This is a genomic window from Devosia ginsengisoli (assembly GCF_007859655.1).
GTDB lineage: Bacteria > Pseudomonadota > Alphaproteobacteria > Rhizobiales > Devosiaceae > Devosia > Devosia ginsengisoli.
The window spans coordinates 1,331,520-1,354,228 of the sequence record NZ_CP042304.1; the positions used below are offsets into that span (position 1 = coordinate 1,331,520).

At 62.1% G+C, this 22,709-nt stretch carries 27 protein-coding genes and 1 tRNA gene; 18 read left to right on the forward strand and 10 right to left on the reverse strand.

The genetic code is table 11. The annotated features are described in order from the left end of the window. Window positions 1-53 precede the first annotated feature (53 nt). The 3 genes from FPZ08_RS06415 to FPZ08_RS06425 all read left to right on the forward strand — a co-directional run bounded on the left by FPZ08_RS06415 (window position 54) and on the right by FPZ08_RS06425 (window position 1,452). A complete protein-coding gene (locus tag FPZ08_RS06415) occupies window positions 54-440 on the forward strand; it encodes an MmcQ/YjbR family DNA-binding protein (protein WP_425457574.1) in 387 nt (128 codons plus the stop codon). A 95-nt stretch (window positions 441-535) separates the two neighbouring features. Then, window positions 536-685 carry a hypothetical protein gene (locus tag FPZ08_RS06420; protein WP_186767231.1) on the forward strand — a complete coding sequence of 50 codons (150 nt, stop codon included), beginning with the start codon at window positions 536-538 and terminating at the stop codon, window positions 683-685. A gap of 107 nt (window positions 686-792) precedes the next feature. After that, the gene (locus FPZ08_RS06425; protein WP_210246865.1) at window positions 793-1,452 is read left to right on the forward strand and encodes a hypothetical protein; all 660 of its coding nucleotides are present in this window, start codon (window positions 793-795) and stop codon (window positions 1,450-1,452) included. 4 nt (window positions 1,453-1,456) lie between these two features. Here the strand turns inward: FPZ08_RS06425 and FPZ08_RS06430 are convergent, their stop codons facing one another. From FPZ08_RS06430 to FPZ08_RS06455, 6 genes are all read right to left on the reverse strand, one after another. Beyond that, the gene (locus tag FPZ08_RS06430) at window positions 1,457-2,170 is read right to left on the reverse strand and encodes a hypothetical protein (RefSeq protein ID WP_146289210.1); all 714 of its coding nucleotides are present in this window, start codon (window positions 2,168-2,170) and stop codon (window positions 1,457-1,459) included. Between the two features lie 903 nt (window positions 2,171-3,073). Then, window positions 3,074-3,382 carry a hypothetical protein gene (locus FPZ08_RS06435; protein ID WP_146289211.1) on the reverse strand — a complete coding sequence of 103 codons (309 nt, stop codon included), beginning with the start codon at window positions 3,380-3,382 and terminating at the stop codon, window positions 3,074-3,076. A 92-nt stretch (window positions 3,383-3,474) separates the two neighbouring features. Further along, window positions 3,475-4,134, reverse strand: a complete 660-nt coding sequence (locus FPZ08_RS06440; protein WP_146289212.1) for a recombinase family protein — start codon at window positions 4,132-4,134, stop codon at window positions 3,475-3,477. Window positions 4,135-4,204: 70 nt separating this feature from the next. Then, window positions 4,205-4,660 (reverse strand): winged helix-turn-helix domain-containing protein, encoded by a 456-nt coding sequence (locus FPZ08_RS06445; protein WP_186767232.1) that lies wholly within the window; start codon window positions 4,658-4,660, stop codon window positions 4,205-4,207. Window positions 4,661-5,373: 713 nt separating this feature from the next. Next, window positions 5,374-5,745 (reverse strand): BRO-N domain-containing protein, encoded by a 372-nt coding sequence (locus FPZ08_RS06450; RefSeq protein WP_186767233.1) that lies wholly within the window; start codon window positions 5,743-5,745, stop codon window positions 5,374-5,376. Window positions 5,746-5,779: 34 nt separating this feature from the next. Then, complete coding sequence (locus tag FPZ08_RS06455) at window positions 5,780-6,253, reverse strand: MarR family winged helix-turn-helix transcriptional regulator (RefSeq protein ID WP_146289214.1); 474 nt, start codon at window positions 6,251-6,253, stop codon at window positions 5,780-5,782. 14 nt (window positions 6,254-6,267) lie between these two features. Here FPZ08_RS06455 and FPZ08_RS06460 point away from each other — a divergent pair, with 14 nt between their 5' ends. The 4 genes from FPZ08_RS06460 to FPZ08_RS06475 all read left to right on the forward strand — a co-directional run bounded on the left by FPZ08_RS06460 (window position 6,268) and on the right by FPZ08_RS06475 (window position 10,385). Then, entirely contained in the window at window positions 6,268-6,855 is a 588-nt protein-coding gene (locus FPZ08_RS06460) for a hypothetical protein (RefSeq protein WP_146289215.1), read from the forward strand. A 68-nt stretch (window positions 6,856-6,923) separates the two neighbouring features. Beyond that, window positions 6,924-7,271: a site-specific integrase gene (locus FPZ08_RS06465; protein ID WP_146289216.1), complete on the forward strand. Its 348-nt coding sequence runs from the start codon at window positions 6,924-6,926 to the stop codon at window positions 7,269-7,271. 434 nt (window positions 7,272-7,705) lie between these two features. Then, a complete protein-coding gene (locus FPZ08_RS06470; protein WP_146289217.1) occupies window positions 7,706-9,406 on the forward strand; it encodes a hypothetical protein in 1,701 nt (566 codons plus the stop codon). Window positions 9,407-9,587: 181 nt separating this feature from the next. After that, window positions 9,588-10,385, forward strand: coding sequence for a hypothetical protein (locus FPZ08_RS06475; protein WP_146289218.1), 798 nt, complete (start codon window positions 9,588-9,590; stop codon window positions 10,383-10,385). A gap of 528 nt (window positions 10,386-10,913) precedes the next feature. Here the strand turns inward: FPZ08_RS06475 and FPZ08_RS06480 are convergent. Together FPZ08_RS06480 and FPZ08_RS06485 are read right to left on the reverse strand one after the other, a co-directional pair. Beyond that, a tRNA-Leu gene (locus FPZ08_RS06480) sits at window positions 10,914-10,998 on the reverse strand. A gap of 272 nt (window positions 10,999-11,270) precedes the next feature. After that, complete coding sequence (locus FPZ08_RS06485; RefSeq protein WP_146289219.1) at window positions 11,271-11,504, reverse strand: FliM/FliN family flagellar motor switch protein; 234 nt, start codon at window positions 11,502-11,504, stop codon at window positions 11,271-11,273. Window positions 11,505-11,584: 80 nt separating this feature from the next. On the opposite strand from FPZ08_RS06485, the gene lipB reads away from it, so the two are divergent. Then, window positions 11,585-12,334: a lipoyl(octanoyl) transferase LipB gene (gene lipB / locus FPZ08_RS06490; RefSeq protein ID WP_246132817.1), complete on the forward strand. Its 750-nt coding sequence runs from the start codon at window positions 11,585-11,587 to the stop codon at window positions 12,332-12,334. Between the two features lie 35 nt (window positions 12,335-12,369). Next, window positions 12,370-12,921, forward strand: coding sequence for a DUF4282 domain-containing protein (locus FPZ08_RS06495; protein WP_146289221.1), 552 nt, complete (start codon window positions 12,370-12,372; stop codon window positions 12,919-12,921). Window positions 12,922-13,066: 145 nt separating this feature from the next. On the opposite strand, the gene FPZ08_RS06500 is transcribed toward FPZ08_RS06495, so the two are convergent. Together FPZ08_RS06500 and FPZ08_RS06505 are read right to left on the reverse strand one after the other, a co-directional pair. Continuing rightward, window positions 13,067-13,444 carry a DoxX family protein gene (locus FPZ08_RS06500; protein WP_146289222.1) on the reverse strand — a complete coding sequence of 126 codons (378 nt, stop codon included), beginning with the start codon at window positions 13,442-13,444 and terminating at the stop codon, window positions 13,067-13,069. A 155-nt stretch (window positions 13,445-13,599) separates the two neighbouring features. Next, the gene (locus tag FPZ08_RS06505; protein WP_246132818.1) at window positions 13,600-13,935 is read right to left on the reverse strand and encodes a DoxX family protein; all 336 of its coding nucleotides are present in this window, start codon (window positions 13,933-13,935) and stop codon (window positions 13,600-13,602) included. A 301-nt stretch (window positions 13,936-14,236) separates the two neighbouring features. Between FPZ08_RS06505 and rimO the strand changes: the two genes are divergently transcribed. The 9 genes from rimO to folK all read left to right on the forward strand — a co-directional run bounded on the left by rimO (window position 14,237) and on the right by folK (window position 22,673). Further along, entirely contained in the window at window positions 14,237-15,568 is a 1,332-nt protein-coding gene (gene rimO, locus FPZ08_RS06510; protein ID WP_146289224.1) for a 30S ribosomal protein S12 methylthiotransferase RimO, read from the forward strand. Between the two features lie 148 nt (window positions 15,569-15,716). Continuing rightward, window positions 15,717-15,968: a GlsB/YeaQ/YmgE family stress response membrane protein gene (locus FPZ08_RS06515; RefSeq protein WP_425457575.1), complete on the forward strand. Its 252-nt coding sequence runs from the start codon at window positions 15,717-15,719 to the stop codon at window positions 15,966-15,968. A gap of 205 nt (window positions 15,969-16,173) precedes the next feature. Further along, window positions 16,174-17,157: a sulfate ABC transporter substrate-binding protein gene (locus FPZ08_RS06520; RefSeq protein WP_146289226.1), complete on the forward strand. Its 984-nt coding sequence runs from the start codon at window positions 16,174-16,176 to the stop codon at window positions 17,155-17,157. Window positions 17,158-17,272: 115 nt separating this feature from the next. After that, on the forward strand, window positions 17,273-18,109 hold the full coding sequence (cysT, locus tag FPZ08_RS06525; RefSeq protein WP_146289227.1) for a sulfate ABC transporter permease subunit CysT: 837 nt from the start codon (window positions 17,273-17,275) through the stop codon (window positions 18,107-18,109). 154 nt (window positions 18,110-18,263) lie between these two features. Then, window positions 18,264-19,082, forward strand: a complete 819-nt coding sequence (gene cysW, locus FPZ08_RS06530) for a sulfate ABC transporter permease subunit CysW (protein WP_146289228.1) — start codon at window positions 18,264-18,266, stop codon at window positions 19,080-19,082. Between the two features lie 116 nt (window positions 19,083-19,198). Further along, window positions 19,199-20,968, forward strand: coding sequence for an SLC13 family permease (locus FPZ08_RS06535; RefSeq protein ID WP_146289229.1), 1,770 nt, complete (start codon window positions 19,199-19,201; stop codon window positions 20,966-20,968). A 2-nt stretch (window positions 20,969-20,970) separates the two neighbouring features. Continuing rightward, on the forward strand, window positions 20,971-21,819 hold the full coding sequence (folP, locus tag FPZ08_RS06540) for a dihydropteroate synthase (RefSeq protein WP_146289230.1): 849 nt from the start codon (window positions 20,971-20,973) through the stop codon (window positions 21,817-21,819). Window positions 21,820-21,846: 27 nt separating this feature from the next. Then, on the forward strand, window positions 21,847-22,233 hold the full coding sequence (gene folB / locus FPZ08_RS06545; protein ID WP_146289231.1) for a dihydroneopterin aldolase: 387 nt from the start codon (window positions 21,847-21,849) through the stop codon (window positions 22,231-22,233). Then, window positions 22,230-22,673, forward strand: coding sequence for a 2-amino-4-hydroxy-6-hydroxymethyldihydropteridine diphosphokinase (gene folK, locus FPZ08_RS06550; protein ID WP_146289232.1), 444 nt, complete (start codon window positions 22,230-22,232; stop codon window positions 22,671-22,673). The genes folB and folK overlap by 4 nt, the downstream gene beginning before the upstream one ends. The last annotated feature ends 36 nt before the right edge of the window (window positions 22,674-22,709 follow it).

The following is a 22,709-nucleotide window of genomic DNA, read 5'->3' on the forward strand; positions in this document are numbered from 1 at the left end:
AAGCTGTAGCCAATCGAGCCGGCATGCGCCAGACTTTAGAAGAGGGATTTGAGATGGTTACGCACAAAATGACCGACGATCTCGATCAGATTTTCGCGCGCATCGAACAACTGGCCCAGACGCGCGCCCTGCCCGGCGTGGCGCGGGCCACCAGCTATGGCACGCCGGCGCTGAAAGTGCGCAACAAGAGCTTCGTGCGACTCAAGGATGCCGGCACTCTGGTCCTGCTTTGCCCCGCCGAGCAGAAGACGTTGCTGATGGAAATCTCGCCGGAAATCTATTTCGAGACCGACCATTATGTCGGCTATCCCGCCGTGCTGATCCGGCTGGCGGCCATTTCCGACGAGGAACTGTCATTGCGGCTGGAAGACGCCTGGCGCTTCAAGGCGCCGAAGAAACTGGCGGCCGAACGGCCGACAAAACCACCTGCCACAGACTAGCCCCGCCACAGCCGCAACTTTGCCAAGAAGCGCCCGTTAGCTCACAGCTGTGTGAAGACCAAGATCAATCAATGGCTCGATCCAAAGGAGATCCCATGTCCCGAAAACTGCTCGCACCGCTGGCTGTCATGCTGGCGCTCGCCCTGGCCGCCTGCGATTCCCCACCCGCGGACGGCACGGCACCCCCGGCCGATGCGGCGCCCACCGAGGCTCCCGTCGATCCGGCGGCACCACCTCCGGCATAAGACAAAAGGCCGTCCCGAGGGACGGCCTTTTTCTGTCTCATCCAGAAAGATGACTTCATCCCCGGGGGATGAATGGTGCGGTCGAGAAGAAACGCCGAGAAGAGCGCTTGACCGTTGAAATTACAGGGCTTTTAGCCGCCGCGTTGAAGCCGTTTGTAGCGGCGTTTGTAGCGATGGTCAAGGTCAGTGTGCCACCTTTTGCGATGTCCCCGAGCTGCCGCTATTGTAAGCGCATGGACAAGACCATCTCTCCTATAGCTCAAGCCGCCATCTGGGATTTCTACAAGCCTCGTCATACCCACACTTGGAACATGCTGGTCTTGTCGTGGCGGGCCATGGACGGTTTGCAAGCTCACACCGATCACGGCTTTGAGGTCGAGTATCTGTGGGAGAACTTCATCTTCCGCCTCTGGCTATACCGAACCGCCGTGAAGACCCTAACAAGGCTGGGACCGGTGGAAGCGCAGGCGCAGGAGGTTCTGGATACATTCGACAAAACGTTCGAGGTCAACGGTCGAAACGGCCTCAAGGCTCTCCGGGATATGTTGGAACATTTTGATGACTACGCATCCGGTAAGGGCCGTGGACCTGCTACAAGAGCGGACGACCTTGACCCATGGCGGACCGTTTCCATCGAGCGATATGAGAGGGGCCAATTCACCATAGACAGGCGCAAATCCTACGATGCAGCGATGATGATGAGATCAGGCGCGCATGACGTGGAAGAGGCATTCCTTCGGTGGTATCGCGCACAGGAGACGGGTTAGGTCGCTATTCTAAGACAGTGCCACCGCCGCGTTCCCACAGCATGGCCCAGAACTGCTGGTGCCAATCGGTCTGATGCCCATCTAGGTATCGAGACCGCCCAAGCGCAGCCCCAAGCTGGTTGATCTCTTCCCTCATCGCGACATCCTGCTCCCCGTAGCGGGTAGCCCATATCCTGGCCAATACGTATGTCAGGAGGCCGTGGAAGAGGGTTATGCGGGTCGCCTTCTGAGCATCATAGGCGCGGGGAGCCATCTCTATGATCGCCTTTATGTCGTCCTCTGGATTTGAACCGTAGTCCAGGCGATGCAGTCTGAGCTGCCATTGAGCGAGGCCACGACCGTAATGCGCGTAGGGCTGTATGGCCTGGGAGAACTGGCTCATAAAGTCAGACCATGGTTCATCCCACAGGCCGGTACCGCTATTGGGCCAGACGTTAGCATCAAGCCACGCCCTCAGCTTCCCAGGAGTGAGCCTATCGTCATCCCACCTCAACAGGACGCTCTCCGCTTCGGGGTGCCCGCATACTCCGAGTTCGATGACGCCTATAGCCTCATAGCATTGCCGGGTGAGTGCCAGCGCGTTGGCGTGCATGCCCTCCCTGTTCGCCCGATTGGCGAGCGAAAGCCCATCCAAAAGGAACCAAAAGGCCAGCATGGGGGCGGACCTCACCTGGGGCTGCATATTCAGATCAGCCACCGCCTCCGCGATCTTCGACATGATACGAGGCGTCAAGCCGTCTGACAGGCGAAACCAGTCAGGGACTGCTCGGTCCGAACCCTCCCTATCGCCCATCACTCCCCCATCCTTTTGGGCGGCTGCATCATCGCCATCTCGCTACTTTGACCGCTCATGCACTAAGAACTTGGGGCGCTCTCTGGACGCCTGCTCGCGTGCCAGCTGGGTCAGGTGGTCAGGGAACACCACCAGTTGCCTACCATCCAGCTCCACATTTAGCAGGGAGGTAGCGGCGGCGATCACCTCAATGTGGAACCCACTCAGCAACTCGCGCCCGTCCGGCTCCACATCTAGGTAAAAAGGCCCAGGCGGGTCACGTCGAAGGTTCTCGATGGGGCCACCGAAGGTCATGTACTCCGATGCCCGTTGCATCATGAGCTGACGCTCGTTCCTGCTGGTGTCGTGGTGTACGCCTCCCAGCTTGTTGGCGGTAAACGCGACAATCTCCCGGCAGGTGAAGAACTCCCCCTTCGAAGTATACCCGGTGCTGCTCCATGAACCCCTTAGTCGTCACCGTGAGGTGGGACGGGGTGGGCTGGGCAAACTGCGAGGGGCGATCTGTCGGCTCACCGACGAAGTCATTGAAGAACATGACCGGAGCCCCCTGAAGCCGAACCCCCGCCGTCAGCAGGTACCTGACGGTAGGGTGTGCAGCCGCTGCTGCCATAGCGCTCCCGTTGTTCAGGACAGGGAACGTGGGAGTGAAGCCCTTCTCGTTGCAGAGCCTGCCAAGCAGCCCCTCAATCATCCACCTCCTCAAGATGGCGGATGCGGCGCGTATGCCGCCCTCTGAGACAGGTACACCGAAGGTGTTCACCAGCCCGTATAGCGTGGCGAGATCAGCCTCCAACAGCGCCTGGAGGTCGGTTAGGGGCTCTCGGCTAGTCACGTCACGCGCCACCGACGATGCTGCTCACGAATGACCAGGGCCCGGCGGACGCTGAGTGCGAGCTTCACCTCATCAAGGGGACCGTGCTTCGCTACTGACCATGCTGCCCGGAAGGCCCGCTCGTAATCCTCAAAGTCAACTCCATCCTTGCTCTCAGCAAGATGAGGGAAACTCGAATACGAGGGGCCGATACCGTAATCATCCTCATCTGCCAATTGGCTCAACGGGATGTCGCAATCCGCCTCATCATCAATCCGCCTGATTGCATGATTGGTGACTTCCCACTGCGAACCGCGATAGCCCATCACATGCCCTCCTGCACGACGAACGTGCCATGCCGTGGTACCAAAAAACAATAGACGCCCCACCAGAGAGAGAGAGAGACGCTGGCCGGGCGCTATTGGGCTACCCGCTCAAGAACCCGAGACACCTGCGTGGGCGTCCATGAGCCGCCCCTGGAGGTGGGAATGCCGGTCTCGTTCAGGGTCGATGCAATGCTCGCCAACGTAGCTCCGGCCTGCCGCAACGGACCAATGACCTTCATCACCTTCTCTGCTTCCGCATGTGCCTTGGCTTGGATGGCCTCGTTCCGTTTCATGGTCTTGTCCCGCAGCCCGCCAAGTCGCTTGCCATTGGCCTTCGCTGCCTTGAGGGCGGCCTTGGTACGCTCGCTGATGAAGGTCCGCTCCTGCTCCGCCAAGGCAGCGTAGATGTGGAGCTGGAATTTGTCCGCGAAGGGCATAGAGGCCACCCGTAGCTTGACCGCCTTGTCATCCATCAGAGTGGCTATGAAGGACACCTTGCGGCTGAGCCTGTCCAGCTTGGAAACCAGAAGCTCCGCTCCCGTTGACCGCACCCTCTTGAGGGCCTTGGCGAGCTGTGGCCGATCATCCGTCCCACCTGAAAGGACATCCTGGAAGCGCTCCAGCACCTCGAAGGGCTCCTCAGAAAAGCTGGTCAGGAACACGTCTATGTCCCTTTCCTGGGCCTCCAGACCAAGACCGCTTTTGCCCTGCTCCTCAGTGCTGACGCGGGTGTAGACAACATACTGCTTCATGGCGAACTCCTGAACCGAGCAGCAGCCTAATCCGCAATTATCAAATGTCAACGGTGGTTGTGCATGTGAATCAACACTGGGGCTTCGGGTCGAACGCCTCACGAATGGCATTCCTCCAGACTTCATTCTGTTTAAGCCGCACTAGCCCTTGGTCGGTGATCTGGTGTTTGCCTCTTCCCTTTCTGGCCACGCAGCCACCAGCATATAGCCCCCGTTCGTCCGTCAAGACGTTATTGACGGAACTGTGCCACTTCGGCTCGTCCTCGCGTGAACCAGACCTCGCCAAGTCTGTTGCTGTCCAGCCAGTCCACTTCTGGAGCTTGGCCTTGATTTGTTGGTTTGTTCTGACCCTGCCATCCGCCAAAGCCTCCAACACCAGCAGCTCGACGACGCTTTCCTCGGTGCGATCTAACGCCACCACATTGCCCCCCTCCTCAACACAGGTGGCAACACTGCTCAGCATCGCGCGAGCCGTCAACAGCGAGAGCGAGGCATTCGTCTTGGCTGTGCCAGGTTGGTCAGACATGGCATCGATCCGGGTGAGGATGTGATCGAAGAAAAAGTAGTCCGGCCACTGGCCCAGCGAAAGCCGAGGGGGCCACGGGGGACGCGCTGTCGTCTTTCTCGATCTTGCCATCTCAGATTTTTTCGGCAAAACAAGGCGGGTCTTGGAGGACCGAATGAGAAAACTACTAGCAGCCCCTAATGCGGCTCTAGCATTGGCCTGGGCGGTCAACCTCTACTACCAGTGGGGCAGCCCGTACGCGCCCTGGTGGGCCAACTGGATGGGGCTGGCAATAGAGGCGCTCTTCATCGCCAACGTCTGGTTCCTCTGGACCGCTGCTAGTGGCCCCTCGAAGTCCCGCATAGGTCGCCTGATGGGGTACTGGATGGACGCCAAGGAGGCAGAACTAAAAGCTAGGGCCGATAGCGGGGGAGCTGGGGGCAGATGATGGTGGATGTCACCACCCCATGGCCACTCTAGCGTCCCCTTCACGGATAACTTTAAGGCCTCTGTTGAGAGGATGGAGCTGGTGGCGATCAACGTCACGAAACTTCAAAGCTAAACCTATATCAACCCCGGAACCTCTTACTGTGGGGGGGTAATCGACCCACTATATATGGTGTGATCCGGTCGGCGCTCGACACATCATGTTGGTGCATCGAGAACGCCTGCGCAACGCCTCCGGCACCGGCATGGCCTGACGGTCATCCGCCTTCGCCGTGTCCCGCGCTTCCTCATTCAGCAGGTAGCCGCCCGTCTTGCGGATGCTCGGCAGCACCTCGCGGGTGACCCAGTCCTGGAACTTGCGGGCCTCGGGGCTTATCCGAGTGCATGATGAGCTTGTAGAGGCCGCTCTCCGGTAGGAGGTTCATCGACTGCGCCTTACTGCCCTTCGGAAATAGGACGGGCTCAGTCTCGCGGGTCACCCGCAGAATTTCTGAGGGTGAAAGACCACGCAGCCAGCGGGAGGTGCCCGCCTTCAAGTCCATGCCGAGGGACTGGCAAACGTCCGAGGCCACGAACCACGGCTCGGCCATGTGCATGATTACGCGCAGCTCAAGGCCAGAGAAGTCGAAGGTGCGAAGGGTGTTTTCGGTGGTGGTCATGGGGTTCCTTTCGGGCTCGATCAGCGAGCCGCGTTCAGTTGAGGGCACCCCGCCACCCCTCCCATTGCGAGGGAGGCACAGCCTGCCTAGTGACCACCCGGTAGCCCTTCCTGGCCCGTGTGACTGCAACCTTGCCGGTCGTCCTTTCCGCGCCCTGGTGCGCCTTTACCAGCCGTTCTGCCAACACCCTGCCTGCCCGGCTCAGGTGCAGCGCATGGCGGCGGGGATTGTCCACAGCGTACTGTTTGACCACCAGACCCAATCCACCCTCCACCGGGTCAGTGCTGACCAGCGTCTTGAGGTGCCGGGAGGTCGTGGCCTGCGTCATGCCGGAGAGCGGGGAGACATCTCGCGGCAAGAGGCCTGGATGTTGCGCGATGGTGAGGAACAGCTGGGCCGTCTGAATACTCATCTCGGTCTGGTGTTCGCGTAAGATGCCGAGGACATGGATGAGACAAGAGAGGGAGGAGCGACGGTCGATTGGGGCACTGTTTGAAGTCGAGTTCATGGATATTTCCTAGAATGAAAGAGGCCACCCCACCGCGAGAGGCGGAAGAGTGGCCCAGGGATGCCAGCACCTGTGTGTTGGCCTATTCCGGCAGTGCGCCTGCCATTGCGTTGAACAACTGGGTCACGCCCATGGCGTTCTGGAAGACCAGCATCGTCTTGAGCTTCCGAAGATCGGACTGGTCGAAGTCACCCGTAGCGATCCTGGCTGGTGAAGGCATCCACATCTCGAAGCCCTCCCATGACAGCCTTGTGGACACCGTCGAGGGCGACCTCCTTGCAGCCATGAGCCACCTGCGCAGGCGGGCAGGGGGTGATTTCCGCCCAGATCAACACCGTGATCGGTTCCCGCAAGCCGCGCCCATCGTGCCTCCGAACGTCAAGCTGACGGGGTGGAACTCGTGGCAGGCATTCGAGGCCTGGGTGAAGGAACGGAAGCCAGCCGTGTCCACCGTGAACAGGTGGCGCGTGGTCTTTCTGGACCTCAACGACTTTCTGGAAAAGCGCGACATTGCGCTCATGACCGAAGATGACGCCGTGGCCTGGAAGGACAAGCTCACCGGGACAGGGCGGGTGGCCGCACCATCAACGAGATTTGGCTGACAGGTGCCCGCACGGTTTTCAACTGGGTCAAGAAGCAGAAGAAGCTGGCAGCAAACCCGCTAGATGGCGTGAAGGTCGCCGTGGCTCGCTCGGGTCCGACTAGGGGAAAGTTCCAAGAGGAAGATGCCCAAGCCATCCTCAAGGCCACCACGCTTCCCCTCGGTCCACGCGCCTCCATCCATTTCCGGCTGGTGGTGCGGTGGGTGCCGTGGCTGTGTGCCTATACCGGCGCGCGTTCGGGCGAGATAACGCAGCTCCGCAAACAGGACATCGAGCAGCATAAGGACGGCTTTTGGATTCTGCATATCACGCCCGAAGCCGGGACCGTGAAGGGCTCCATGCCGCGCACGGTGGTGCTGCATGACCATCTGATAGAACAGGGTTTCCTGGACTTCGTGAGGAAAGCGAAGCGATAAGCCGGTTGACCCGCTCAACCCGCCCCGTCCGCCTTACGTCCTCATGCGGCAGAAGCTAGCCGACTGGGTGCGCAAGATTGGTGTCACCGACCCCGGCGTTGGGCCGAACCATGGGTGGCGACACACCTTCAGACGGCGGGCAGCACGAGCCAAGATAGAAGAGCGCATCCGTGATGCTTTCTGCGGCCACACCGACCCAAAGGTTGGTCGCCGCTTTGAGCTGCCAGACATTGAAGAGATAGCCGAAGCCATCAAGGACTTCCCGCGCTACCCCGTCGAAACCCGCTAGGAGCCCGTTGGCGGGCACATAGGGCGTCTTCTGACTTGGCTGGCGGGCTCTCTCGCCTCTCCACGCCCCTGTGTCTCCTCCTGGAGGCTCTTCTCCATGCCTGCCCGATGACGGGCGGCACCACCGTGAAACAACGGGGCAATCCATGCGCGGCATTTTCAATTACGTTCGAGGCTTCATCAACGAGGCCCATGAGTTCGGCTTCGCGGCAGCGGTGAACGAGCATCGGCAGGAGCTGGCTCGGACCATCGGGCATCACTTCGGCAACCACCTTGGCGGCTCCCAGGCTATGTGGGGGCCGAACACCGGCAAGGACAGCATCAACCCGCTCTTTGCTTCGGCTATCCAGAATGGCTGGAACGGGGTGTGGGCAAGTGACCCACTTCCGTCTGGCCCCCAGGTGGCGCAGGTGGGCGAGCGCATGGACCCCACGGCCACTCCCATGAACCCCTCGGGGGCGAAGTTCAGCTTCGCTAACGTGGTCAATGCGGGTGCGGGCTACACCACCATCACCGGCTCGGACGGTCTCAACTACACCCTGGAGGGACCGCGGAATTGGCGCAACAACAACCCCGGCAACATGGAGTATGGCGACTTCGCTAAGTCCCATGGGGCAATCGGCACGGATGGCCGGTTCGCTATCTTCCCGACCTATCAGGCGGGACGTGAGGCGAAGCGCTCGCTGCTGTTCGAGGGCCAAAACTACAAGGGTCTCAGCCTGACCCAGGCCATCACCCGGTACTCGCCCCCGAGCGACAACAACCCGACCGATCGCTACATTGCCACCGTAGCGGGGGCGCTAGGTATCTCGCCAACGACCCCTATGGGCCACCTCACGGCTGACCAGCAGAACCAGCTCCTGGACGCGATGGAGAGCTTCGAAGGGTACAAGGCTGGTCGCATCATGCGGAACGGTCAGCTCGTGGAAATGGATCTGAAATCCGACTTCAATCCACGCAACGGGGCCGTGAACATGCCCTTCGCGGGGGACAGCCAGTTCTCCATGGCAGCTGGCGACCACTCGGTGGACATCAGCCAGACGAACCCCTCGCAGCCCTGGACGAACCAGGAGCTGACCCAGCAGGCCGCTGAGGACGCTGCCAAGGCGGAAGCCAATAAGGCAAGCCTCCTCGATCTAGCGGGCACTGCGGTTCGGGAGGAGACGGTCCTCGGGTGGGCTCTTCGGGGCAACGAGAAGTTCATGCCCGACGACAGCTATGTGTTCGACGCCAAGACGGCCACCGAGGGCATCCCTGACATCTACTGGGACCGCTTCGAGCGAACCACCTCACAGGCTGAGACGGACTTCATCCGCCAGAACATCCTCGACACGATGACCGCTGACCAGAAGCTGGCTGACGCCGGTTGGCTGGGGGTGGCTCTCCGCATTGGTGCTGGCGCTACTGACCCGGTTGCCTGGGCGGCTGGTGCTGGCATCACCGCGATCTCCGGTGGTTCGGGTTTGGCCCCGTTCCTGGCCGCTAAGTTTGGCCGGGCAGGGAGCATCATGAATGGTGCCCTCACAGGTGCCGCAGCGACTGCCATCCCGGAGGCCTATATCGCCACCCAGAAGCCAACCTATCAGGTCAGCGAACTGGCCATGGCGGTGGGCACTGGGCTGTTCCTCGGGGGTGCCTTCGGGACGTTCTCGAAGAACGCCGCAGAGGCCCGCAACATCGAGCAGCTGGGCAAGTCCTTGATGCGCGGTGAGGGTGACCTTGTGGCCGCTCGACGGTCCAGGTTGGCTTCGCCCAGGTGGCTGAGCTGGGCAACGTCATGTGGCAGGCCGGTCTTCGGGCCACCTTCACCAACATGCCGTCCTGGCGCTCGATGTGGCGCAACATGAGGAACGGTAAGCTGGACGATACCCTGGCCCAGGAATGGGAGGACATCACCGGCATCGGCGCTGACTGGCTCCGGCACTCCGATCTTCGCCGCATGGATGAGTTCGAGAACCCCCTCGGGGCATCAAGAACAACCCGCTGCTCGACCGGGCTGACCGGCTCCAGCAGAAGGGCGTTCGGGCGGTGACCGCGATCTCGGGCATGGCCCCTATCAATACGGCACTCCAGCGGCTGACGGGCAGGGCGATCTTCAACAAGTTCGCGCTGCTGGCTCGCAAGGGTGACGTGACGGCCGATAAGCGCATGCTCGGCCTGGGCCTGTCCACGGACATGCTGAACCGCATCACGAAGGAGATCAGGACATCGGCGTCGTTCAACGGCTCCCGGCTCAAGGCGATGAACTTCGCCCAGTGGGGAGATCAGGAAGCCCTCGCGGCTTTCGAGAACGCCGTGTTCCGTATGGGCCGCACCGTCATCCAGGAGAACGATCTGGGCAACATGGCGATGTGGATGTCACACCCCTTAGCGAAGACCCTCTTCCAGTTCAGGACGTTCATGCTCGCGAGCTGGTCCAAACAGTTCCTCAACGGGCTGAACATGCGGGACTTCACCACGTTCGCCAGCTTCTCCACCACGGCCTTCCTGGGCACCATGTCCTTCGCCACGAGGGAATACCTCAACGCGCAGGGTCGGTCGGATAGGGAGAAGTATCTGGCGGAACGGCTCAGTCCCCAGAAGCTCGCCGCTGCGGGGCTACAGAACAGTTCCTGGTTCGGTATCTTCGCGCCGATCATCGACACGACCATCACCCCGGCTCTTGGGATGAACGCCATCTTCGACGCCCGCAACACTCAGCAGGCATCGGACGCCGTGTTCGGTAACCCCACGGTGGGCCTGCTCGACGCCCTCAAGGCGGCGACTACGGTCCCCGCAGAGATCGTGCCCAACCGAGATAGCTCCACCACTGTCGCACGGATGTAAGCGGCTTCGGCGGTCCCCCTGGGGACATCTTCCACGATCTCGTCAGGGCTACCCAAACGATTCTCGAACCGGGCAAGAGCCTCCTGGTATCGGTCGTGGAGGCTGTCCCAAACCTCAGCCGGAGTGTCGTCACCAGCATGCTGGAGGACGAACCAGTCGTACCACCGGCCTGCCAGCTCGTGCAGTTGCCGATGAGACAGCTCTAGTGTCGTTCCGGTGGCTGCTGACCGTAATGCAGCGATTCTGTTCTCAATATCGGCCACCCACTCTGCAAACGCGCCCTTGGCCTCGCCTGCTGATTTGTCGGTGGTGAGCCGAAAGCGCTCTTCCTGGCGAACACCGTAGGCACGCTGGTAGGCGTCCCGTACATCAGCCGGGATTACCTTGCGGGCGAACCAATCGCCATTTTTAGCTCGGGAAAGTGCTGGCATGAGGATGGCCACTTGTAGCGCCCTTTGTAGTGGGTGGGCAGCTACAAGTGCCTGTAATCCTTCAACTCTTTGGTCCCATTAGAAGAATGGGAGAGTTTGGTGCGGTCGAGAAGACTCGAACTTCCACGTCTTGCGACACAGCGACCTCAACGCTGCGCGTCTACCAATTCCGCCACGACCGCACACTTTGGTAGAGCAACGCCCCAGGGGGCGAAGCGAGTGGGGATGTAGCAAAGGTCTCTGCCAACCTCAAGCGGTTAAATCGAGATTTGCATGCAGGCTGTGGAGAGGGGTGGGCATGACAAGACCACCAGCGGCACCACAGCCCTGATCGTCACCCTCGGGCTCGACCCGAGGGCGTTTCACTTAACCAGCGCTCCGCAAGTGTAGAGCCCTCGGGTCGAGCCCGAGGGTGACGGCCGGTGGTTGGGGGTGATGCCAGCGGATGAACGGCCTAGCCGCGGCGGAAAATCTTCTCGGAGATCAGCACGCGCAGGTGCCCGTCCTCGACGCTGACTTCGCCATGGGCGATCAGCGTGCTGTTGGCATAGATGTTGAGCGGATCGTTTTCGGTGGCGTCGAGTTCGATCACCGCGCCGCGGCCCATGCGCAGCAAATGGTGGACCGGCATCGTGGTTGCGCCAAGCTCGACCGTGATGTCCACTTCAATATTGTCTAATGTGCTCATAGATAGATAGCGAACCCCGACCCGGCCGACAGCATGCGGCCGCTGAATCTCATACAGGTAACTCTCTGGCAAGCATGGTTATGGAAGCGTTAACGGCACCGGCGGAAGCGTGCGAAATCGGGAATAAACTGGTTCGCGCCGACGGCCGGCCGGTGCAGTGGATCATTTCGCCCGATCCGGTGCCCTACCCCGTGGCGCTGGAGGCCATGCGTGCCCGCGCCGCCGCCATCGCGGCCGGCGAGGCCGAGGAAGCCATCTGGCTGCTGGAGCATCCGCCGCTTTATACGGCCGGCACGTCGGCCGTGCCCGAGGACCTGCTGAGCGATCGTTTTCCGGTCTATGAGGCCGGGCGCGGCGGGCAATATACCTATCACGGCCCCGGCCAGCGCGTGGCCTATGTCATGCTCGACCTGACCCAGCGCGGCCGCGACATCCGCTGCCTGGTGAAAGGGCTGGAAAGCTGGGTGATCGATACGCTGGCCGCCCACAATATATCAGGCGAGCGCCGCGAGGGGCGGATCGGGGTCTGGGTGCAGCGGCCGGACAAGGGCGCGCTCAAGGAGGACAAGATCGCCGCCATCGGCGTGCGGGTCTCCAAATGGGTGACCTTTCACGGCATTTCGCTCAATGTCATGCCCGACCTCCGCCATTATGACGGCATCGTGCCCTGCGGGATTTCGGACCAGGGCGTCACCAGTTTCGAGGATCTGGGGCAGCTCGTTTCCATGCCGGAAGTCGATTCCGTGCTGCGCGCCGCCTTCGAGAAACAGTTCGGGCCGACCAGCGCCGCAACGGAGGAAAGCCTTGTAGCGCGGGCTTCAATGGCCTAGTTGCGTATCAATCCAATCGCGCCCTGGAGGACGAGATGACGCTGGACGATCTGAAACGCCTGTTCACCCGCCAGACCCTGTTCCGGCTCGACGCGATCCTGTCGCCCAAGCTGGTGCCCATCCTCTATGCGCTCGGCCTTGCCGGCATTCTGCTCTGGGCCGTCGGCCATCTGTTCTGGACCTTCGGTTTCGGCTTCGGCAACGGGTTGTGGGGTCTGCTGGAAATTGCGGTTTTCGGCTTGTTGCTGCTGGTGGGCCTGCGCATTGCCTGCGAGGCGCTGCTGGTGTGGTTCAAGGCACATGAGCAAAGCGGGGAGACGGTGAACCGCTCGCGCTATTCGGCCAGCCTGCTCGATGAAGTGCGCGACGCCATCCGCGACCTGGCGGAAGAAGGCGAGGATGGCGACTACGCCGAGGCCGACGAATATATCACCCCGGCCACCGAGCCTGCGCCCTATGTGCCGCCGGTGCCACCTGTTCCACCAGTTCCACCGGCCACGCCGCGCAGCCCGGCAACCACCTCCGGCGAGACGCACAAGACGCCCCGCCGCACAGCCAAGCGCACGCCGCCGAAGAATGTGAGCTGACATACGTGCCACGCCCTCGTGGTTCGAGGCGCTGAAGAAGCGCACCTCACCATGAGGGCTACTGGAACGCCGGGTTATTAGTAGCCCTCATGGTGAGGTGCGAGCTCTTCGCGAGCCTCGAACCACGAGGGCGTGGCAATGAAGCCTACTGCTTGTTGAAGCTCCAGGCGCCCGGCCCTGCAAAGACCAGGTAGCCGAAGATGAAGCAGTAGAGGATGGCGCCGCCGCCCATATTGATGGTCGGGAAGAAACCGCCTGTCGAGACGTGGCCCATGAAGTAGGCCACGGCCATGAAACCGCAGAGCAAGAAGGCGACCGGGCGGGTGAAGAAGCCCACCAGGATCAGCAGGCCCCCGACGAATTCAAGAATACCGGCGACCAGCAAGATCCCCTCGACCGGAAACGGAAACGGCGTGGGGAAGCCGAACAGCTTCATCGAGCCGCTTTCGATGAACAGCAGGGCAGTGACGATGCGCAACACGGCAAGGGCCTGCGGCGCGTAGGCGGAAAGACGGTCGAACATGACGAGACTCCTGTAGCGATGTCTGGCCAGCCGCGCTGACCCATATCAGCTAGACGGCCAACATGCCCGATTCCCGACACATCTCTGGCTTCTCCAGGCACAAAAAACCCGCGGATCGCTCCGCGGGTTCTGCAGATGGCGCTACCGAAGCCGCTCTATTGCTTGTTGATGCTCCAGGCGCCGGGGCCGGAGAACACCAGGTAGAGGAAGACGAAGCAGAACAGGATTGCCGCGTCGCCACCATTCATGGCGGGGAACAGGTTGGCCGGGGCATGCGCCATCCAATAGGCGACAGCCATTTCGCCGGCGGCAATGAAGGCGGCCGGGCGGGTGAAGAAGCCCACCAGCACCAGGATGCCAGCGACGATTTCGATTATGCCGGCCAGGCCGAACAGGCTGAACAGCGGCGGCGTCATATCGGAAGCCGGGAAGCCGATGATTTTCTGCGTGCCATGGAGAATGAACAGCAGGGCGGTGACGATGCGCAGCACGGCGAGGCCTGCGGCGCATAGGCGGAGAGACGGTCGAACATGTTGTGGCTCCTTTGAGCATCGGGATGTTGCGCCCGCCCCGTCAGGCGCATCTGACAAAAGCCCAGTTAGAGCAATCAGTTGCAACGCAAAACCGGCCCGATGGCAGACGCACTGTTCGCAAAAAGCAGGTGCTCACCGCCATGTGCCCGCCAGAATCGGAAGCCCTGCCCCGCGTGGCGCGGGAGGCAGTCACATTGCGTAACCGCCCAAGTTTCTGTATGACGCGCCCAATCATTCCCACATCGGAACTTCCGCTCACATGAGCCAAGCGCCAAAAATTGGCCTCGTCAGCCTCGGCTGCCCCAAGGCCCTCGTCGATAGCGAACGCATCATGTCGACGCTTCGCTCGCAGGGTTATTCGTTCAGCCGCGACTATGCCGGGGCCGATATCGTCCTCGTCAACACTTGCGGCTTCCTCGATTCCGCCAAGCAGGAATCGCTCGAAGCCATCGGCGAAGCCCTCAACGAAAACGGCCGCGTCATCGTCACGGGGTGCCTCGGCGTCGAGGAAGAGCTGATCCGCCAGACCCATCCGTCAGTGTTGGCCATTTCCGGCCCGCATCAATACGAGAATGTCGTCTCGGCCGTGCATGAGCACCTGCCGCCGGTGCCCAACAAATTCGTCGACCTGGTGCCGGAAACCGGGCTGAAGCTCACCCCGCGCCACTACGCGTATCTCAAGATTTCCGAAGGCTGCAACAACCGCTGCTCCTTCTGCATCATCCCGCAGATTCGCGGCGACCTGGCCTCGCGCCCGGCCGCGGGCATTCTGGGCGAGGCCGAGGGGCTGATCCGCTCGGGCGTCAAGGAACTGCTCGTCATCAGCCAGGATACCAGTGCCTATGGTGTCGATATCAAATATGCCGAGAGCAATTATCGCGGCCGGCCGGTCAAGGCGAAGTTCTATGACCTCGCCAAGGAACTGGGCCAGCTCGGTGCCTGGGTGCGCCTGCACTATGTCTACCCCTACCCCCATGTCGATGCGGTCATGGAGCTGATGGCCGAAGGCCTGGTGCTGCCCTATCTCGACATTCCCTTCCAGCACGCTTCGCCCAAAGTGCTGAAAGCCATGCGCCGCCCAGCGCATCAGGAAAAGACGCTGAATCGGATTCTCGACTGGAAGCGCCAGGTCCCTGACCTGACTGTACGATCCAACTTCATCGTCGGCTTCCCCGGCGAGACCGAAGACGATTTCGAGATGATGCTCGACTTCATCGAGGAAGCCGAAATCGACCGCGCCGGCTGCTTCAAATACGAGCCGGTAACCGGCGCCCCGGCCAATGAACTGGACGGCATCGTGCCCGACGAGGTCGCGCAGGACCGCTTCGAGCGGCTGATGGAAGTGGCGCAGAATGTCTCGACCGGGCAACTGGCCAAGAAGGTCGGCCGCACTATCCAGGTGCTGGTGGACGATGTGCAGCCCGAGGCAAACCAGGCCATTGCCCGCTCCAAATGGGACGCGCCCGACATCGACGGCCAGGTGATCATCGCCAAGGCTACCGGCATCAAGCCGGGCGACATGCTCGACGTGGTGGTGACCGACAGCGACGAATATGACCTGTTCGCCGAGCCGGTGGCGGCGCTGAACTAAGCGCTTTCAAGCACTTACCGGTAAAATCGGACTTATTTTGCCAAGGCGCCGTTCGCGGCGCCTTTTGCATGCGCAGCACAGCATTTTGCAATCTCACGGACCTGTGACAGGCTCGTCATGTAGCGAGTCCCTATTGAGGAGAATGGGAATGGCTTTTGACGGCGTAGGTTGGCTGGCAGCCATCATCATCGGCGGCTTAGCCGGGTGGTTGGCCAGCATGTTCATGAATGCCGGCGGCGGCGTGCTCAAGAATGTTATCCTGGGCATTGTCGGCGCCATTCTGGCGAGTCTGGTCTTCGGTCTGCTGGGCATTTCGTTCGGCGGCTGGATCGGCTACCTGATCGCCGGATTTATCGGCGCCTGCATCATCATTTTGATCGGACGCTCCGTAGCACGCTGAATTGTCGGGCGGCTGCCACTGGGGTGGCCGCCCGCCTCCTAGAAACGAAATCGCGCCGTCGGGTCAGTTTCGGCAATGCCATTGCGGTCACCCTGCCTGATCGTAAATTACTCATCCGAAACAGTGCTTTACCGCTGGACGCCCGACAGGTGCCATTGCATCTGACCACCAACGACTTCTCTCAATCGTTGGAAACCAGCGCCAGATGAACAAACTTCTCGCCACCGCCGTCGCCGCCATCGCTCTCGGCAGCGCCCCGGCTTTCGCCCAGCCGACCGATATTCTCAACGCATCCTATGACATCGGCCGCGAGCTGTTCGAGGCCGAGAATGCGGCCTTTGCCACTTCGGGCGCGACCGTGACGGTCAACCAGTCCCATGCCGGTTCCTCGACCCAGGCCCGCGCCATTCTCGAAGGCCTGCCGGCCGACGTCGTGACCTTCAACCAGGTGACCGACGTGCAGAAGCTGGTCGAAGGCGGCTTCGTCGCGGCAGACTGGGCCACGCAATTCCCCAGCAATGCCTCGCCCTTCTATTCCTTCCCGTCTTTCCTGGTGCGCGCGGGCAATCCCAAGGACATCAATGACTGGGGTGACCTGGCCAGGGACGGCGTACAGGTGATCTTCCCCAATCCCAAGACCTCGGGCAATGGCCGCTATACCTATCTGGCCGCCCGCGCCTGGGCCGTCGAGGAATATGCCGGCGATGAAGCGCAGATCGAGGAATTCCTCACCAAGCTCTTCAACAACGTGCCGGTCTTCGAGACCGGTGGCCGCGCCGCCACCACCGCCTTCACCGAACGCCAGCTCGGCGACGTGCTGATCACCTTCGAGGCCGAAACCCTGGCCGTGGCCAACCAGCTCGGCACCGACAAATACCTGCCGGTTACCCCCTCGGTGAGCTTCCTGTCCGAATTCCCGGTCGCCATCGTCGACAAGGTCGTCGATAACAGGGGCAGCCGCGACCTGGCCAAGGCCTATCTCGATTTCCTGTTCACCCCGGCAGGCCAGGAAGTGGCGGCCGCCAATTTCCACCGCCCCAATGACGAGACGGTTGCTGCCGCCCATGCCGATACTTTTCCGGAAATCCGGCTGGTGACGGCCGTGGAAGCCTTTGGCGGCTGGGACGCGATTTCTGCTGAGCACTTCGCCGATGGCGGCCTGCTCGACAACGTGTTCCTCAATCAGTGATCGATCCGCAAACTCGATGTCACCCCGGCCTTGAGCCGGGATGACACCGTGGTTTTGGATAGATCTGAACCAGACATCGGCGGGCAGCGATGTCCGCCCATTCCCGTGAGATAATATGGCGCAGAAACGCAGCAAGCATCTATTGCCCGGCTTCGGGCTGACGCTTGGCGTCTCCATGCTCTACCTGACCATCATTATCGTGCTGCCGCTGCTGGCCATGCTGCTCAAGCTGGGCGGCATGGGCTGGGAGGATTTCTGGCGCATCGTCGCCTCCAACCGTTCGCTGGCCGCCTATCGCATCACCTTCACCTCGGCACTGGTCGCCACCGTGTTCAACGGCGCCTTCGGCCTGCTGCTCGCCTGGGTGCTGACGCGCTACAGCTTTCCCGGCAAGCGCATGCTCGACGCGCTGGTCGACCTGCCTTTCGCACTGCCCACCGCCGTGGCGGGCCTGGTACTGGTGACGCTGTTCGCCAATACCGGCTGGTATGGCCAGTTTCTTGAGCCCAACGGGTTCAAGGTCAATTACACGCAGGCCGGCATCATCGTGGCCATGACCTTCACCTCCATCCCCTTCGTGGTGCGCACCGTGCAGCCGGTGCTGGAGGAATTGCAGACCGATCTCGAAGAGGTGGCGCGCACGCTGGGGGCCACGCGCTGGCAAATCTTCGCCCGCGTGATCTGGCCCACCATCCTGCCCGCCTTCATGGCCGGATGCGTGCTGTCCTTCGCCCGCTCGCTGGGCGAATTTGGCGCCGTGGTGTTCATTGCCGGCAACCTGCCCGGCCTCACCGAAATCGTCTCGCTGCTGATCTTCATCCGGCTCGACGAATATAACTATGAAGGCGCGGCCGCTCTGGCCTTCGTGCTGCTGCTCGCCGCCTTCCTGACGCTGTTACTGACCAATGCGCTGCAGGCCTGGCAAGTGCGCTATGCGGAGCGGAGCCGATGATGGTGTGGTTCGTTGAAGTACCCCCACCCTCATTCCCTCCCCACAAGGGGGAGGGAGGCGATGGGGCATATATCCGTGGCACAGTGCAGCCGCCAATACCGGCCAGGCTTCCCTCCCCCTTGTGGGGAGGAAATGAGGGTGGGGGTATGTCGGCATGACCACAAAAGCAGCCCAACGCTCCACCGGCGAAATCGCGTTGATCGCCCTCGCCTTCGTGTTTTCGGCCCTGCTCCTGCTGGTGCCGCTGGCGCTGATCTTCAGCTTCGCGCTGCGTGAGGGGCTGGGCGTCTATCTGGCCAATATCGCCGAGCCGACGACGCTGCATTCGATCGGGCTGACGGTGCTGACCGCCGTCGTGGTGGTGCCGATCAATATCGTCATCGGTGTCTGTGTCGCCTGGCTGGTCGGCCGGTTCAACTTCCGCGGCCGGCAATTGCTGATCACCGTGATCGAGCTGCCCGCTGCCGTCAGCCCCATCGTGGCGGGCACGGTGTATCTGTTCCTCTATGGCGGCCAGGGACTGCTCGGGCCGGTGCTGCAGGGCGCCGGCATCCAGTTGATGTTCACGGTCACCGCCATCATCCTGGTGAGCCTTTTCGTCACGGCGCCCTTTGTAGCCCGCGAACTGATCCCGCTGATGCAGCAACAGGGTTCCGAGGACGAGGAAGCGGCGCTCTCGCTCGGCGCCAGTGGCTGGCAGATGTTCTGGTTCGTCACCCTGCCCAATATTCGCTGGGCCATTCTCTATGGCGCCATCCTGACCAATGCCCGCGTCATGGGCGAATTTGGGGCGGTTTCGGTGGTGTCCGGCTCCATTCGCGGCCAGACCAATACCCTGCCCTTGCAGATCAGCCAGTTGTTCAACGACTTCAACGTCACCGGCGCCTTTGCGGCGTCTTCGACACTGGCGCTGATGGCCGTGCTGACGCTGGTGCTCAAATCCATGCTCGAGGCCAAGGGCGGCTGGCGCTGACCGCAATGCTTGCGGCACGGCAAGGCGCTTGTGATCGCCAAGCGACGATTTTGCCTCTTGTCTGGCGGGACGGCATGGGTTGAGTTAGGGCGAACGCAGGCGACGATGGAGCTGCAATGACCCTTCCGCAAGCGCTTGCCTTCCTCATCATCGCCGGCATGGTCGTCGCCTTCGTCTGGGGACGCTGGCGCTACGATGTGGTGGCGGTTGGTGCCCTGCTCATTGCCATGGCGCTGGGGGTCGTCTCGCCCGCCGCGGCCTTCGAGGGCTTTTCCGACGATATCGTCATCATCGTGGGCAGCGCGCTGGTGGTGAGTGCTGCGGTATCCCGCTCCGGCATCATGGAAATCGTGGTGCGGCGCTTCGCCCCCAATATCAGCACGCCACGGGCGCAACTGATCCTGCTGGTGGCGGTCGTGACCTTGCTCAGCGCCTTCGTCAAGAATATCGGCGCGCTGGCGATCATGATGCCCATCGCCTTCCAGATGGCGCGGCGGTCCGGCGTGTCGCCCTCGATGTTCCTCATGCCGATGTCATTTGGCGCCCTGCTGGGCGGCCTGATGACCCAGATCGGCACCTCGCCCAACATCATCGTCTCCCGCGTCCGCCAGGACATGACGGGCGTGGCCTTCAACATGTTCGACTATACCCCGGTCGGGCTGGCCTTGGCCGTTGTCGGCATCCTCTACCTGGCCGTCTGCTATCGGCTGCTGCCCGAGCGCAAGCGCGAAACCGGTGGGCTCGACAGCGCCATCGACATCAAGAACTACACGACGGAAGCCCGCGCCACCGACGATTCCCCCGCTATCGGCAACACCGTTTCCGAAGTGCAGGCTCTGGCCGACGGGCGCGCGATGATCACGCGGATCCTGGGCGCCAACGGGCATTCGCGCACGCCCCTGCCCGACGCCAAGCTGCGGGCGGGCGACATCCTGATGATCTCGGGCGAACCCGAAGCGCTCGACCGCATGGTGTCGCAGGCCGGACTGGTCTTTTCCGAGCGCCGCGGCGCCGCGACGCGGGACGCCGCCGATTTCGGCATCATCGAAGCCGTGATCGGGGAAGCCTCGGGCCTGATCGGCGCCACCGCGCAGGAGCTGACCCTGTTCGACCGCACCGGGCTCAACCTGCTGGCCATCAGCCGCCGCGAACAACGCTTCACCGAGCGGCTGGGGCAAATTCGCTTCCAGAATGGTGACGTGATCCTGCTGCAGGGCCATATCAAGCGCCTGCCCGAACTGCTGCGCGAATGGGACTGCCTGCCGCTGGTCGAGCGCGGACTGCGCCTGGGCAGCGTGCGCAATTCCATCCTGCCGCTCATCATCTTGCTGATCGCCATGGCGGCCACGGCCATCGGCCTGGTCCCGGTGGCGCCGGCTTTCTTCGCGGCGGCCGTCGCCATGGTGCTGACCCGCAGCCTGCCGATCCGCGACGTCTATGGGCATCTCGACGCGCCCATCCTGGTAATGCTCGCCTGCCTGATCCCGGTATCGGACTCACTACGAACCACTGGCGGCACCGACCTCATCGCCAATTTCCTCTCCATGACCGCGGCGACGCTGCCCGGCTGGGGCGCGCTGGCGCTGATCATGGTCGCGGCCATGGCGGTGACGCCGTTCCTCAACAATGCCGCCACCGTGCTGGTCATGGCGCCCATCGCCGCTACTTTCGCCACCGATCTGGGCTATGCGCCCGAAGCCTTCCTCCTGGCCGTGGCCATCGGGGCGGGCTGCGATTTCCTCACGCCCATCGGGCATCAATGCAATACGCTGGTCATGGGACCGGGCGGCTACAAGTTTGGCGACTATTGGCGATTGGGGGCACCGCTTTCGATCCTGGTCGTCCTCGTCGCCGTCCCCATGCTCATGCTGGTCTGGCCGTTCTAGCAATGCACACAGTTCATTCCATTCCCCTGCCCGGCCGCGCGCCGCTGCTGCTCGGCGCAAAGCCCGTCATCATGGGCATTCTCAATGTCACGCCGGACAGCTTTTCCGATGGCGGCCAGCATGACCGGCTGGCCAGCGCTGTCGCCCATGCGCGGCAAATGCTGGCCGAAGGCGCCGATATCATCGATATCGGCGGGGAAAGCACCCGGCCCGGCGCCGCGCCGGTCGGCGTGCAGGAGGAGCTGGACCGCGTCATGCCCGTCATCGACGCGCTGGTGGCCGAGGGCATCACCGCGCCGATTTCCATCGACACCTACAAGCCGCTGGTCGCCGACCAGGCCATCCAGGCAGGTGCCAGCATCATCAACGATGTGCATGGCCTGCAGGGCGCGCCCGAAATGGCCGAGGTGGCGGCCTTGCACGACGTGCCTGTGATCGTCATGCATTGGGACAAGGCCCGCGACCCCGGCGCCCCGCTTCCGGGCGCGGTCGCGAACTATCTGGCACGCAGTATAGCGATTGCCGAACAGGCGGGGATAGGCCGCGACCGCATCATCCTCGATCCGGGCTTCGGCTTCGCCAAGTCCTTGGCCGACAATTACGAACTGCTCGACAAGCTGGGCGAGTTGGGAGCACTCGGCCTGCCGCTGCTGGTCGGGACCTCGCGTAAATCCATGATCGGCAAGCTGCTGGGCAACCAGCCCGAGGAGCGGCTGGCCGGCACTATCGCCACCAATGTGCTGGGCTATCGCAATGGCGGCCATATTTTCCGCGTGCACGATGTCCGCGCTGCCAGCGACGCCCTTCGCGTGGCGCAGGCAGTGCTATATGGTCCGCCCGCGGGCCTATAGGCTCCGCCCGAAACCTTGGGGTAGCAAATGGCTGACAGCTTCACGGGCGACCGCATCATCCTGAAAGACCTGGGCTTTTACGGCTATCACGGCGTCTTCGCCGAGGAAGAACGGCTCGGCCAGCGATTCTTCATCGACCTCGAAATCGGCCTCGACCTGTCCATGCCGGCTAGAACCGACCGGCTCAGCACCGGCACGTCCTATGGCGATGTCTATGATGTGGTGAAGCAGACATTCGAGGGCGAGCGCACCAAGCTGCTGGAAGCCCTCGGGCAGAACATTGTCGATGCGCTGTTCATGGCCTTCCCGACCGTCGACTGGGTGATCATCCGCATTCGCAAGCCGGAAGCGCCGATTGCCATGGTGCGCGGCGAAGCGGCCGTGGAGCTGCATCGGCAGCGGAACAGCCCATGACCTCAAAGGCCTGGCTGAGCCTCGGGGCCAATCTGGGTGACCCGCCGGCCCAGCTTGCCGAGGCGATCCGGCGCATCCACGCGCATCCGGCCATCAGCGTCATCAGACAATCGTCAGTGCTGGCCACCAAGCCCTGGGGCAAGACCGACCAGCCCGACTTCGCCAATCAGGCGGTGGAGCTGGAGACCAGCCTGGATCCCATGGAATTGCTGGATGTCATTCTCGGCATCGAGCTGGATATGGGGCGGGTGCGCGAGGAAATCTGGGGCCCACGGGTGATCGATATCGACATCATCGCCTATGAACGGCTGGTGATGCAGACACCGCGCCTGACCCTGCCGCATCCTTACGCGCATGAGCGCGATTTCGTGCTCGATCCGCTGCGGGAGATCGATCCGGATGTGGTGGAGTGGCTGCTGGAGCGCGCCAAGGCCAAATAGCCCAGTAGCCCTCACGGTGAGCTTGTCGAACCACGA